This is a genomic window from Aquimarina macrocephali (assembly GCF_051627225.1).
Lineage (GTDB): Bacteria > Bacteroidota > Bacteroidia > Flavobacteriales > Flavobacteriaceae > Aquimarina > Aquimarina macrocephali.
Window position 1 is genome coordinate 1,817,878 of record NZ_CP151795.1, and the last position, 14,181, is coordinate 1,832,058.

Annotated in this window: 14 protein-coding genes; 2 read left to right on the top strand and 12 right to left on the bottom strand. The window is 31.8% G+C overall.

Annotated elements, in window-relative coordinates; translation table 11 throughout:
• Positions 1-379 precede the first annotated feature (379 nt).
• The 9 genes from AAFU52_RS08210 to AAFU52_RS08250 form a co-directional block, all read right to left on the bottom strand.
• Entirely contained in the window at positions 380-982 is a 603-nt protein-coding gene (locus tag AAFU52_RS08210) for a hypothetical protein (RefSeq protein ID WP_438426085.1), read from the bottom strand.
• A gap of 137 nt (positions 983-1,119) precedes the next feature.
• Positions 1,120-1,749, bottom strand: a complete 630-nt coding sequence (locus AAFU52_RS08215; RefSeq protein ID WP_438426086.1) for a collagen-like triple helix repeat-containing protein — start codon at positions 1,747-1,749, stop codon at positions 1,120-1,122.
• 155 nt (positions 1,750-1,904) lie between these two features.
• Complete coding sequence (locus AAFU52_RS08220; RefSeq protein ID WP_438426087.1) at positions 1,905-2,201, bottom strand: hypothetical protein; 297 nt, start codon at positions 2,199-2,201, stop codon at positions 1,905-1,907.
• The gene (locus tag AAFU52_RS08225) at positions 2,152-2,766 is read right to left on the bottom strand and encodes a hypothetical protein (protein WP_438426088.1); all 615 of its coding nucleotides are present in this window, start codon (positions 2,764-2,766) and stop codon (positions 2,152-2,154) included. The genes AAFU52_RS08220 and AAFU52_RS08225 overlap by 50 nt, the downstream gene beginning before the upstream one ends.
• A gap of 76 nt (positions 2,767-2,842) precedes the next feature.
• Entirely contained in the window at positions 2,843-3,382 is a 540-nt protein-coding gene (locus AAFU52_RS08230) for a hypothetical protein (RefSeq protein WP_438426089.1), read from the bottom strand.
• 250 nt (positions 3,383-3,632) lie between these two features.
• Positions 3,633-3,896, bottom strand: coding sequence for a hypothetical protein (locus AAFU52_RS08235; protein ID WP_438426090.1), 264 nt, complete (start codon positions 3,894-3,896; stop codon positions 3,633-3,635).
• A gap of 80 nt (positions 3,897-3,976) precedes the next feature.
• Positions 3,977-5,326, bottom strand: coding sequence for a tetratricopeptide repeat protein (locus tag AAFU52_RS08240; protein WP_438426091.1), 1,350 nt, complete (start codon positions 5,324-5,326; stop codon positions 3,977-3,979).
• A gap of 160 nt (positions 5,327-5,486) precedes the next feature.
• Positions 5,487-7,067, bottom strand: a complete 1,581-nt coding sequence (locus AAFU52_RS08245; protein ID WP_024768533.1) for a fibronectin type III domain-containing protein — start codon at positions 7,065-7,067, stop codon at positions 5,487-5,489.
• 186 nt (positions 7,068-7,253) lie between these two features.
• Positions 7,254-8,534 (bottom strand): helix-turn-helix domain-containing protein, encoded by a 1,281-nt coding sequence (locus AAFU52_RS08250; RefSeq protein WP_438426092.1) that lies wholly within the window; start codon positions 8,532-8,534, stop codon positions 7,254-7,256.
• A 201-nt stretch (positions 8,535-8,735) separates the two neighbouring features.
• Between AAFU52_RS08250 and AAFU52_RS08255 the strand changes: the two genes are divergently transcribed.
• Both AAFU52_RS08255 and AAFU52_RS08260 read left to right on the top strand, forming a co-directional pair.
• Positions 8,736-10,469 carry a helix-turn-helix domain-containing protein gene (locus AAFU52_RS08255; protein ID WP_438426093.1) on the top strand — a complete coding sequence of 578 codons (1,734 nt, stop codon included), beginning with the start codon at positions 8,736-8,738 and terminating at the stop codon, positions 10,467-10,469.
• Between the two features lie 232 nt (positions 10,470-10,701).
• Positions 10,702-10,887, top strand: a complete 186-nt coding sequence (locus tag AAFU52_RS08260; protein ID WP_024768536.1) for a hypothetical protein — start codon at positions 10,702-10,704, stop codon at positions 10,885-10,887.
• A 115-nt stretch (positions 10,888-11,002) separates the two neighbouring features.
• Here AAFU52_RS08260 and AAFU52_RS08265 read toward each other — a convergent pair whose 3' ends face one another.
• From AAFU52_RS08265 to AAFU52_RS08275, 3 genes are all read right to left on the bottom strand, one after another.
• Positions 11,003-11,788 carry a hypothetical protein gene (locus AAFU52_RS08265; RefSeq protein WP_024768537.1) on the bottom strand — a complete coding sequence of 262 codons (786 nt, stop codon included), beginning with the start codon at positions 11,786-11,788 and terminating at the stop codon, positions 11,003-11,005.
• Positions 11,789-12,044: 256 nt separating this feature from the next.
• Positions 12,045-12,848 (bottom strand): hypothetical protein, encoded by an 804-nt coding sequence (locus AAFU52_RS08270; RefSeq protein WP_438426094.1) that lies wholly within the window; start codon positions 12,846-12,848, stop codon positions 12,045-12,047.
• 158 nt (positions 12,849-13,006) lie between these two features.
• Positions 13,007-14,125 carry a helix-turn-helix domain-containing protein gene (locus tag AAFU52_RS08275; protein ID WP_438426095.1) on the bottom strand — a complete coding sequence of 373 codons (1,119 nt, stop codon included), beginning with the start codon at positions 14,123-14,125 and terminating at the stop codon, positions 13,007-13,009.
• Between the last annotated feature and the right edge of the window lie 56 nt (positions 14,126-14,181).

Here is a 14,181-nt window from a genome sequence, read left to right on the forward strand (position 1 = left end):
AACCTTTCAATCATTAACTATCTAATTATTTTTTCATCGCTTTCATTATTTAACTTTTAAAAGTTATATGACAAATTTAGATATAGGTTGCTTTTTAGATGTCCCATATATTTGATATTCAAAATATTCGGACATTTTACTTCTTAGGAACAGACTCTTTTTTTCTTTAGAAATACGATCCCAACAATACGCTAATCACTTGAAACAGTTAATACATTAAATAAATAAGGAGAAATATTGTTTCTCCTTTTTGACATGCTTAAAATGCCCTTAGCTATTTATTTTATGTTATTCTTGTTATCAAATCAGGTTACGTTTTTAAATTATAGCTCTGTTTTATAGTTAAAATTTGCTCCAAAATATCCTAAGTGGTAAATCGTTATCTATTTATATCAAAAATTTCTCCGGAATGATACATCTCTTTTAGCTTGCTCTTTGATATTCCATAGGACAATTCAGAATAGTTTTCGGGTTTATTAATTCTATATATTCTACTCTTTTTACTTATTTCATATTCATTTGGAGATACAAATACACTATCCTTCGAGACACTAATTACTTTTAATGTAGAATAGCTACTTGTTTCAATTTTGTATTCATATATGTCGCCATTTACAGGAGATGCTATATACTCCAACTCTAGCTTTTTATCTTCACCACTAGCATAACTACTCCAAGCAATCAAAACTGCAATAATACCTAATCCTGAAAATTGCCATATAGGCCCTTTAGCTTTATTTTTCAAGTTATTGTACTCCCTTCTAATTGATTCTGACATCTCCTTAGTTTCAAGAACGTTTTTACAATGGTGACACTGAGACATTCCTTTTTTACCAATTGGAAATAAAGGAATCCAGAAAATATGGGCGTGTCTTCTGAATACCTGTAACGTCAGAGAACCTTGAGTTCCACAACTTGGACAAATGGATGTTTTGGATTGTTCAGATTTTATATGAACTGCTTTACTTCCATAGATTATCATACTCTTTTTCTTTTAATAATTTATAACAAAATGATTACTATAATATCTTTCTATAAAGGGGAATACAAATTTTAAAATTTCACAAAACCTTAAGACATTGTCTTGAGATTTGTTTAAAGATGAACGTTCTAGGGGGATTATTGTATATTAAAAAGCTCGGTAATTTCTTTGTAAGACATTGTAGTATAATCCACCGTAGATTTTGCAGAGGCAGATTTGATAGGTTGTCCACCAGGTATAATTACGTAACGATAACGCTGAAGATAGTTACCTGTATCTATATTTGTACCATCATTAGTATCTAGGCGAATTCTTACAACTGCAACCCCTTTATCTGAAGCCGACGGAGATAGAATCTGTGCACGGTAAATACCATTGGAAACAAAAGTAACAGGCAATTGAAAGTTGGTGGATAAAATTGCCCCCGTTGCTCCGTCAGCTACTCGTCGTTGTCCAAAAACTAAAATAACTGCTGTATCTAAATGTTCGGTAGTAATTTCTGGAGCTTCAATATCAAATACCGTATTCGGGCTAGCTACCAAAACAGGAATTTCAGTATCTATCCAATCTGAATACATCACATTTGCGGTTCCTGGATCTCCTGAATCCCCCGGATTACCCTGTGTTCCTTGATCTCCTTGTGTTCCGGCTGGTCCCTCTGATCCTGCTGGACCTATGGCACCATCTTCTCCATCAGAACAGGAGAATATAGATACAGATAATAGTAGTACCAAACTCAATTTCACTAAATCTTTGATTACTTTCATTTTTTGTTATTTTTAAAATTTTAGAGTACAAACCTAATGAGAGCAAGAGTTTTGAATATCCGAAAAGTTTGAATTTCAATGAATTCGGACATCTTAAATAGGTTTTGTCAAAATATGAGTATCATTCGTTTTTCTGGGAGTTCTTTCCTATCATATTATCCCAAGTGTCTAAAAAATGTTTTTACATTTCTTTTATTTTTTCCCCAATCAACTATTTGGGTTGAAAGATAACATTCACTTGTCATCGTTACATTTCCATTTTCTTCGATTCTTATGCTTATTTTTTCAAACCAAGACCAAATATTTAATGATGACTTTGCATAGATGGTTCTATTTTCTTTATCAATATTTTCTATCTCAAACTTAGATTTGTCAATGGCAGTTTTGATGTTATGAATTAATTCAATCTTGCTTGAATCGTACTTTTTTGAAGCTTCGAATTTTACTCCCATTTCTTAATTTTTTAAATAATTTGAAAACCTTATATACAATTCTTAACTCTGCATTATATCCATCCCATATTAGCGGGAATTCGTCATTATATCCTTTTTCAGAAATACTTTTACCCACTTTTATCCATAATAATACATCACCTTTTTTCTTTTTGTTTAGCTTGATTCGAATTCCCAAATTAATATTTTCATTACTAAACTTTCTTACCACTTCATCATCTTGTGTCTTATAAGAATTTGTACTATAATCAATAGTCATAAACCGATAGTTTATTCCCGCTTCAAAATGAAAAAATACTACAGGAGCAATTCCTCCTGTTAATCCAGGTAAAGCATATACTGATGTTTTTCCTATGGCATACTCTACACCAGCAGACAATTTATAGGTAAAAGGAGGTATGGATACACCTTGTATTCCGTAAGCTATTCCATACGCAAGATTAATATTGAATTTTTTAGGTATCTGATCGGCATTATAATTTTGTTGCCCAAATAAAAGAGGTAGGCTTATAAAATATATTAATACGATACTTAACAGCCTTATTCCTCTATCCCTATGAAACATGAAAAAATCGTTTAGATTAATTGTATTACTAATGATTATTAGCCGAGCTTTTAGAGGTATTGACAATAATATTTTATCAGGGAATTACGGTTTCTACAACACACCAATTCTCAAAAAAACTAGTATGCTGTATAACAAAGTTCTGAGTGCCAAAGTTTAATGGACAATGGGCTATATTATTCTTATCATTGATTCTGTTGATTTGAAGTTCAGTTCTGTTTCCCAAACCTATTCTTCCCAATATTTGACCTGCATTCACTCGGTCACCTAAAGAAACATTAACATCTACTACATGATCCTGTATGATAAGCCATGTAGAATTATCATTTGGTTTTATCCATATTTCAAAATCATCAATATTTGAATTCATTCTGATATCTTCTACAATTCCATCTGAAACCGATCTAACCTGTATATTTGATTGCTTAGTAAAATATTCAATTGCAGGGTTTTGTTGAGTGGGTGTTAGTGACTCACCAAATGCGATAAATGAATCCACCTGATCAATTGCTAATGGTGTAACCATAAAAGATGGTGGAGTAGGATCTAACAAAACATCATCATCTGTGCACGCAATACATAACAAAACAGGAATCAAAAACAACATACTTTTCATAATAACTCTTATTCAATACTAGTTTCCAGAGTTATTATTTATATCCCCATACATCCTAAATGTATTTTTCATAGCAATTATTTTCAATATTATGTAATCAAAAGTAGGTAGAGGTGTTCACCTAAGTGTCCAAGAAATTTGAATTTCAAAGAATTCGGACATATTTTAAGAGGTTTACCAAAAAACACTTCATGCTAAATTGAAGAAAGTAAAATGTCTAGGTTTGAGTAGAAACTCTGATACTTGCTTTTTAAATTGAAAAAAGCAACTCTTTTTTTGCAATAATAATCAGATCCTTTGTAGTAGTACCTACGTATTGGGGATGTGTTTTTCGTCTTTCATCCAAAATTGTAAAGCGTCTTCTTTTGATAAATATGTTGAAATCCGGACGTTTTTGAAGGATGTATTTTGTAATATTCCCAGGGCCGAAGCCAAGTTCTAAAACTTCTGCATTATCTTTTTTTATAGATTTGCAAAACAAATCAAAAGTATCATGGTACATCTCCAAATTCATAAATTTATCCTGATACACCTTAGCAAATTTGTCAAAATCTCTATTGCGATTTTGGTTTTATCCTTAGCTAATCTGTTTTTCTATCTATTTGGTGTTCTCCTTTTCAATATCCAAATCCCAACTCCAATACAACCTAATATTAACCATACAATCATCCAATAATCGGTCTCTTCACTTTTTCCCTCTTTTTGTGAATCATTAGCAGTCTCAATTACCCTTTCTTCTTTTACTAATTCTTTTTTAAACAGGCTATCGATGTGTTTTTTGAATGTACTATCTAGTAGAACGTTTTGTTTTGGAATAGGCCTATAATCTATAATTTTTCCAATTGTAGTATCTCTGGCATATTTTCTGTCAAGATCCAACTGATTTCCTTTTCCCTGTTGAATTCTTACTCCGATTTTGGGTTCTTTGTAGTATTTTGTTGTAAACTCATGTTCTGGATTTATTCCTGATCGTATCCATGTCATTTCATCATCACGTATTTTTTGATAAAATCTATTTCCTTCATTAATTTCTTCTATTAGCAATTCTTCTAACTCATATAAAGTAATTTTTTTTCCTCGTCTTTTTGTATACTGATGAAAAAGAGTAAATACGATTTTTTTCTTATACACTTCTTTTACTATATCGTCTTCAATACTATAAGCTGCTTTAAAATACGCTCGTGCTGCGAGTTGCCTTGCGCCTTCTTTCCAACCTGTTCCCATCAGTAAGTCTCCTAAAACTTCTAATAAAACAGGGGAATCATAATTTCCAAATTTCATCATGCCCATAATACCGATAATGGCATTTTCTAATTCTTTTGGAGGTAATTTTCTTATTGAGCTTTCCTTTTTCTCTTTATATTTATTTAAAAGAAATGTATAAAAATTATGCTCAAGCTCTGGTTTGGGAGGACAATCGAGACACCTTCTAAATTTGGAAGATATGGGTAACGGAATCTTGCCGTTTTTCATTTTACCGAGGACATACTCTGCAACATGTCGTTGATATATTTCTCTACCAAAATGCGCCTCAGGATTAATTGCTACAGCTTTATCGATGTATTCTATTCCTTTTTTAAATTGGCCATCATGTAGATAAAATGTACCTAAATTAGCATATGTTTTATATTCTCCAGGCTTGATCCGCTCTTTTTTGAGGATAACTTCGATTGCCTTTTTATCATCCCCTATTTTTGAATATGAAACAGCAAGGTCATCTAAAAGACCAAGGCTATCTGGGAATTTTTCAAGTTTTTCTTCTCGATCTTTTATTCTCCAATAATGAAACTCTGATGAGTGTCGAAGGAATTTTCCTGAAATCAATTCGATTATACTAGGAAATTGTTGTCTTTCCATTTCAATAGTATCATAATCCCAAAAGCATGGGAAAACGGTAAAAAAACCTATAAAAAAAACTATGATTGTGAGTCTGGTGCGTTTCATTTCTTAAATATAAGTATTCTTGTTTTTTAATTATACCATGTTCAAAAAAAGGATCCTCATTACTGTTGTTAGGTTAGCTAATGAGGATCCAGGGTAATGAAAAGCAATTGGACAAAAAAACCTAATCATTACGTTACTATTGTTATATGAGTATACCTGTTTATTCTAGTTTTATAATCCAATAATTGAAATCGCCTGTTGTACCTTCGCCAGCCCCCATAATATTTGTATACCATGTTCCTGCAACGATATATCCATTATCCGCAGTTTGTTGTATCGAAAATCCATAATCATCCCCAGGTCCTCCTAAACTCTCTTGCCAAATGATATTACCAAATGTATCTAATCTTAAAATCCAAAAATCTCTCGCCCCATTATTAGAAGTCAAGTCTCCATCTAATGAATTTGTACTACCAACAGCTATGTATCCTCCTCCTACTTCCTTAATTTCACCTACTCCATCAGAACCAGAACCACCGAGTGTTTTCTCCCAAAGTAAGTCTCCAGTAACATTAAGCTTTATAATCCAGGCATCTGCAGATCCTTTATTTTCTCCTACATCACCATCTACAGATGTAGAATATCCTCCAATAATATAACCGCTATCTATGGTTTGTTCTACCGAAACGGCTTCTTCATTTTCAGATCCTCCTAACGTTTTTTGCCAATCTAAATTCCCTGTATCATCTAATTTTGCAATCCACAAATCTCTTTTATTTTCTGTTGTTGTATACCCCGCTACAATGAATCCCAAATCAATCGTTTGATCTATAGAACCCATAAAATCGTTCTCAGGTCCTCCAAGATTAGTCTCCCATACTAAATTTCCAGTTTCATCAAGTCTTACAATCCAGGCATCAGCTTTACCATTATTTCCTGTAACATTTCCATTACCTGACAATGAAAAACCAACTGCTACATAACCTCCATCTGATGTTTGTTGAATAGATTCTAAAATATCATCACTAGTACCTCCCAAGTTAGTTTCCCACACCAGATTTCCTGAGGCATTTAGTTTTACAATCCAAAAATCCCGCATCCCATTATTACCTCCAACATCACCATCACTTGATGTAGAAAATGCTCCAACGATGTAACCTCCATCCATAGTTTGTTGTATCCCATGGATGGTCTCATTATTTGATCCTCCCAAGTTTGTTTCCCATTCTATATTTCCAAGGCTATCCAACTTTATAATCCAGCAATCTTTACCTCCTTTATTTCCTCCAACATCCCCATCTGTAGATTCTGATGAACCTCCTATTATGTATCCGCCATCACTTGTTTGTTCTATCTCATATGCTTCATCATCAAATGTTCCTCCAAGGGATTTCTGCCATGCTATAGAAACTTCTTCATTGATGATCTCACCTCCCTCTGTTATAAAAGTAAAAGTATTTTCTGATTCATTCTCATTACCATCAGAAGCTACTACTTTACCATTATAATTAGTTTCAGCTATAAGACCTTCTAAAAGGAACTCTGTCGTTTCCAGATTTGACTGTACTTCGTTATCTCCCAGAAATACAGAATATGTCACTTTATCATCATCTGGGTCAACTGCCGCAGTCCATTCTAGTAATGCACTATTATCGGTTATCTGACTAACCTGTATTGTAAAATCTCCTGGTACCTGATTCTCGACAGACGCAGGTGGTATAACTTTATCGTCGTCGTTATTACATCCTACTATTGATAAGCAAAGGATAATTAAACTATACAAAAACGGTTGTTTTTTCATCTGTTTATCTTTTTTTGTGATCTATTTATGAAATATATTATCATTATTTAGCTTGCCATGAAATAGCAAACAGCTTAAGCAAATACCATGTTTGCAATCGTATAATACTTAGGGTGATAAAATTAATTAGGGTGAAGTGTACGAATGTCCAGAAAGTTTGAATTTCAAAGAATCCGGACGTTTTTTTTAGGGGATTTTCCTGTATTCTTTTGGCGAGATACCAGTTAGTTTTTTAAAAGCACTGTAAAAAGTAGATTTCGAATTAAACCCAGATTCCAAAGCGATCGCTATAATGGTGTAGTTTATAAAATTAGGGTTTCTTAATTTAGATTTTGCATCCTCTACTCTATATCTATTTACATAATCGGTAAAATTATGCTCGCTCAATTTATTAACTAGTTGTGACAGGTAATTACCACTTATGTTTAGTTTTTTGGCCATACTATCTAATCCCAGATTTTGATCTCGATATATTTTGGCTTCTTTCATTAAAAAATCAAGTTCCTTAAAATACACATTATCATTTGTAATGTGGGATTCGTTTTTTATGTGAATTTGTTTTAGTTTTTTTCCAGTTAGCCTGGCAATTAACTGAAACAAAAACACATGATTGTTGCTAAAAAAATCTTTTTGAGAATGCTCTGAATCCAGAACTCCTACTACCTCATCATCGATAAAAATAGGAATAGACAATTCAGACATTCTATGATCATCGTCTATGATATACCCAGGATCATTAGTCACATCGGACACATACTCAAATATTCCTGATTGTGCCACTCTACCAACAATACCTTCTCCTAATGGGATTTGGATAGGGCTTATGACTTTTCTTTCTCCATTATTTTTATGACCAAATGCTGCTTTTTGTATCAAAACCTTATTTTGGGTATCCAACATATAGATCACACAATCCTCTAGTTCTAGTTGCGAAATGCAATTCTCTACGATATCCCACAATACTTCTTCGAGCTTATTTTTTTCAAATAGTGATGATGCAAAATAGCTTAGTATTCCTATTGTTTCATTTGATGTATTTTGATGTTTTATATGTTCTTTTTCAGAAAAAATCTGATCCTGTCCATGTATACCAAAATTTGAAATTGAACTTCGTATCAAATCTTTTTTACTCTTTACTTTATCAAACTCTGGTGTTAACTGTTTTGTAGTAGTAAATACACCATTATACGCTACGGCAAATACTTGATTAAAAAAAAGAGGTATCCTAAAATAGAAATTAGAAAAATTCTTTAGGACTATACTCGAAAAGAAAAAAGTAAATACCATGATAAGTAATACTATATTTAATACAATCAGCATTGTAAACATATGCCTTGTATTAAATAAGAAAACATCTGTACTTAGCATCTTATAACACATGGCCATAAAGAGAAATACAATCCCACATATTAAAATTGCTGAAACCTTTATTGCTATTTTATCACCTATATATTTCTTGATATTCATGATGATTGATTTTTTTGTCCAATTCAAATATATACTGACAACACCTTTGAAAACAAACGAAATATCTCGATATTCTGAGAATTTCGAGATTAATTCACGTATGTAATTTGCTTATCACCAACTACTTATGCCGATTTTGTTTTAAAACCTTATAAAACCAGAAAATAGTATCTTTATAGCTAAATAAATCGATAAAACCCCTTGAACACAAAAAAGACATATCTCTTTTTCACTTTCTTTTATAAAAGGATAACTATTGTTTTTTTACTGTACTGTATACAAATTACTACGGGGCAGGAAGAAGATTTTGTAATTCCCGATTCTTTAAAAACCTTGGATTATGATAGTATCTATAAAATCCATATGAAAACCTATAGAGATACTCTAATTTCAAAAACTTATTTATATACTTATTTAAAGAAAGCCATTTCAGAAAACAATACTCTAGAAATGGCTAAAGCCTATAGTTGGTTGTTTTATTATGCTGAAGAAGAATCGGAAAAAATAAGATTAATTGATCGCTCTATAGCTTTAAGTAAAAATTTAGAAGGTAATATCACAATTAAAGGATATTCTTTTAAAGGAGGATATTATTTAAATAATGGTCAGTATACTTTAGCATTAGATAATTATTTACAAGCATTAGCATTAGCCGAAAAAGAAAATAGTACCGAATATATTTCTATTACCGAACATAATATTGCTTGTATTAAAACCGAAATAGGAAAGCATCAGGAGGCCTTACCTCTTTTTAAAGAAAACTTTGCTCATATTATTACAAAACATGCTACTGATACGGTTCGATATTTAAATTCTATAATCCCTCTAGCAGAATCTTATCGCTATAATAACCTTCTGGATTCTGCTTCAGTGTATCATTATAAAGCAATTAAACGATCTCAAAAACCGGAGCATTATTATAATAGGTTTTATGGCAGGGTTATCATTAATGAGGGTATCAATCTCTTCTATAAAGAGAAATTTAAGAACGCTTATGATAGCATTGCTAAGGGTATACCTATCCTTGATAAAACCCGATCTGAAAACAGAAAAGCATATATTTTGGGTGAGTTTTATTTGGGAAAACTACAGCTTCTAAAACAAGACGCCATAGCAGCTAAAAAACACTTTCTTACTGTAGATTCTATCCTGCAAAAAGAAAAAATTACTCCCCTGGAAATTCGGGAAAGCTATGAGTTTATGATAAACTTTTATAAGACGAATCATAAAAAGGAAAAACAACTCGAATATATCAACAAACTACTACAATTTGATAGCATCGTTAACCAGGAAGCTTCTTTTGTATCCTCGCGCTTATTCAAAGAATTTGATACTCCCTTATTATTAAAAGAAAAAGAAACCCTAATCAATGAACTAAAAGGGAATAATAAAAACCTAAACCTTTTAGTAGTTTTTCTCTCATTACTTACTCTTGTTGCCATTGCTTTTTTATATCGTCAATATCAAAAGAGAAAAACCTATCAGGAAAAATTTGAACAATTGATTGCTGAAGACAAGTTAGCCCAAACTATACAGAGGAAACAGCAAAGTGATAGTGATATTGGGGTGGCTGATGATATCGTTGAAGAAATTCTTAATAAGCTGGTCCTATTTGAACAAAATCATCATTATCTAAAAAAGAATATTAGCACTACCTCTTTGGCCAAAGACATTAAAACCAATACAAAGTATTTATCAAAAGTCATTAATCATCATAAACAAAAGAATTTTGCCAATTATATCAACGATCTTAGGATTGCACATGCAGTAACCCAGTTAAAAGAAAACAAAACTCTTAAACACTATACTATACAGGGTATTGCAGAAGAAATGGGGTTTAATACCGCTGAATCTTTTTCATCTGCCTTTAAAAAGAGTACCGGTATCAAAACTTCTTATTTTATTAAGAAGCTACATGACTTAGATACTATGTAATTTATCGAAATTCTGTGAATTTCGACTAATAACTCTCTCATTTATAAGGTTTATGCTATTTTTTACCCTATATTTATTCTTGGAATTCAAAAAAAGTAACTTACATATCCTTTTATACTGTTAGGCATTTTTTATCGTCACTTTGAGTGATTTTTGATAAAAAATTGTATCAGTAATGTTCTGATGCTGGTAGAAAAGGTATGTGTATAATAATCTTTAAAAACTAAAAATTATGAGAAAAGCAAAGGGAAAAAAATTACATCTCAAAAAATTGAATGTTACAAAATTGGAAAATTTGTCATCTATCCAAGGTGGAAATGAAGGTCCAATAAAAAGTCAGGTACATACAAGATGTCCAATATTCTATAAACCGATATTTACCATTATTACTTGCCCAACTAATTTTGGATGGGGTTAAACAAGGTTATATAATCATTGTAGAATACTAATAAAGAATAAAAACCCTCAAACTATAAAAATGGGAAAACATAGTTTGAGGGTGTATTAATTTAGCCCTTCAGTCTATAACCATATCAGTTTCTATAGTCAACCCAACCCCGCCAATGAATAGGATAGTCATCATTGTGAGGTCTACGGATTACTTTTCTTATTCTTTTCGATACTCCAGGATATGTTATTCTTTTCCAATATCCTCTTTTTATTGTATGAGCTGTTTTAAAAATAATCCTCCAACTCCCGGACGAATTTTTATATCTAGATTGAACATTCATCCCTTTTGTTTTACTATTAGTATCAGAGAAAACTTGTGAAAAAATTTGCACTATTCTTTTTCTACTCGAAGATGTCACTTCATTTCTCCTCATCCATTCACCTGGGTGACAAAAATCTGCACTCACATCATCACAAAAACCACGATTAGCTGGGTGTTTTTGTAACAATGATTCAGGAATTTTTGTCATTTCTATAGTAACAGGAGTATTCAAAGTATATACCACCTTCCTTTTTTCTAATAATTTCTGATTTTTAGCAGATTTAGACAGATCCATTAATATCTGGGGAATGGGATATTCTTCAGAAGTAAGTCCTAGATATATATCTAACATAGAATGCGTATCAAAATCAATGAATGTTTTATTATTTTCAGGCCCTGATTCCATAGCAATGATGATAGGATCGCCTTCTTCATCACCTTTGATGAGTTGTAGTTTGTTGCCATTGGCAAAGGTAAAGACAGCAAATTCTCCATCGTTAGTTTCCAGTAGAACCTCTTGTGTAGACTCTGCTTCATTTTCACATGAAGAAGTAAAGAGTAAGATGCAAATAATGCATAAAGCTTGTATGAGTTTAATACGTTTCATAAAATTTGTTTAAAAAGATTTATGTGATAAAAATTACCCGAACCTTTTTAAGACACCCGGGTTTATGTCTACTCTTGCAAGAATGTTTTAGAAAATTAAATGTGCTTTGAGGGTTCGGATCATATCCATTTTGATAAAAAAGCAGCAAGAGAATCAAAAGTTTCTACCTGCTGCCTACCAAACCATCATTTCAAACTGCTGAATTACTAGCTAATAAAATTCTCATTATAAAATCATAATTCCTGTGCTAACAATTTTATTTCGAGTTTCGAAAATCAGTATACCCTTTCCAATACAAATATTCTGTTCCAAGGCCAGTTGATTCATTAACCCCACTACGTGCTGCTCTTCTGTATCTTTTCATTTTTCCCGGTATTGCTAATCTTTTCCACCTTCCGGGATATACCTTGTATTTCCCTTTGGTGTGTGTCACCCATCCTCCAGATGCTTTTCTATATCTATGTCTTACTTCCATATACTTCCCTTCATTGTATGATTCTTTAAACACAGAGGTATAATTTTCCATTGTTTTACATCGACTACTAGATGTAATATTAGACACTTTACTTTTTTCTCGGTTATAACAATAATTATAGCTCTCAGGAATATTATCACAAAAATCTGCTTTATTATTACTCTTCATTTTAAGTGTTTCAGGTATTTTTTCAACACTAAAATTTAGTGCCGTATCAAAATCCTTAACAACACTTCTATGATGCAAATGGTCTTTGTCTTTTGAGATGTCTGCAATTATTTTAGGGAGAGGAGAATCATCAGGAGTTAACTTGAGATATATATCTAATATAGAATTAGAGTCAAAATCTATGAATTCTATATTTTTATTTGACCCAGATTCGATAGCTAAGATAACCGGGGCTCCTTCTTCATCACTTTCAATTAATTGTAGTGTATTGCCATTAGAAAATGTAAAGACCGCTAACTCTTCATTTTTATTTTCCTGTAGTGTTTCATTATTAACTCTCTCGCAAGAGAACGTTGCAAATGCCAAAAGCGAAATGTATTCGATTAGTGCAATTCTTGTAGGGATAAGATTTTTCATGTTAGTTAGTTTTTTAAATATTTGAAAAGGTGAGTATATTTTAAGGGTTTAAAACCTACTCACCTCATACACAAACTCAACTGTATAAAATACAAGTGAGGTGCAATTCTAATAACATTAAAAATTATAAGTGTCCTTAAAGTTTGAATTTCAAGAAATCAGGACACAATTTGTTGCTGTTGTCTATATTCTTTGGGAGAGACTCCTGTGTGTTTTTTAAAAGCAGAATAAAAAGGTGACTTCGAATTAAATCCACATTCCATAGCAATACCAAGTACGGTATAGTTATCATAATCAGGATCATTTAGTTTGGATTTTACTTCCTCGACTCTATAGCTATTTATATAATCAGAAAAATTGCAGCCTCCTAGTTTATTGATCAATTGAGATAGATAGTTACTGCTTATTTGTAATCTTTTTGAAATATTTTCTAAACCTAAATTAGGATCGATATAAATTTTTTCTTCTTTCATTAAAAAATCCAGCTCTTTAAAATAGGCATTATCATTTGTAATATTGCTAAGTACTACCGTATTGGTACTGGTATTGATTTGAGAAAGTTTTATTTCTGTTAATTTAGCTATCAATAAAAATAATGCGATATGATGTGATTTAAAATATGCTTTCCCATCGTGTTCGGCATCCAAAACTCCTACCACTTTCTCTCTTATAAATATAGGAACAGAGAGCTTTGATTTTCTTACTATATCCTTCTTGCTATCATCTATAGTTACACTTAAATTTTCTATACATTGATATTTCCCGAACCGTACTACTTTACCTAAGATTCCTTCTCCAATTGGGATAGGTCTTTGTTTTTTTCTTTTTGTGATTTCACAGCTGTTCTTATTGCTATATGTTGCCTTAGGAATTAATATTTTATTTTCTTTACATATCATATAGATACTGCATTCCTGTAGTTGTAATTGAGAAATACAATTCTCTGCAATATCTGACAAAACATCATCTCTCTTATTTTTATCAAACAAAGAAGTAGCAAAATAACTTAATATGCCCGTAATAGATATGGGATTAGAGTGTACTAATTGAAGTTCTCTTTCGGAGAAAATATGACCTAGTCCCGATAGCTGAAAATTAGTAATCTTTTTCTGTATTGGATCTTCTAAATTATTAACGCTACCCGACACTTTGTCTAAATGTTTTATTCCCAAAAACAGAAAGACATAGCAAAATATCATATATAACATCCAAATCGGGTAATATGCAGAATGACCGGTTATTTCTTCTTTAATAAAAAACAAAGTAATAGTAAGCATCCATAACACAGATAGGAGCACTAGTACAGCAAAAATATTCTTTATCCATTTTGTTT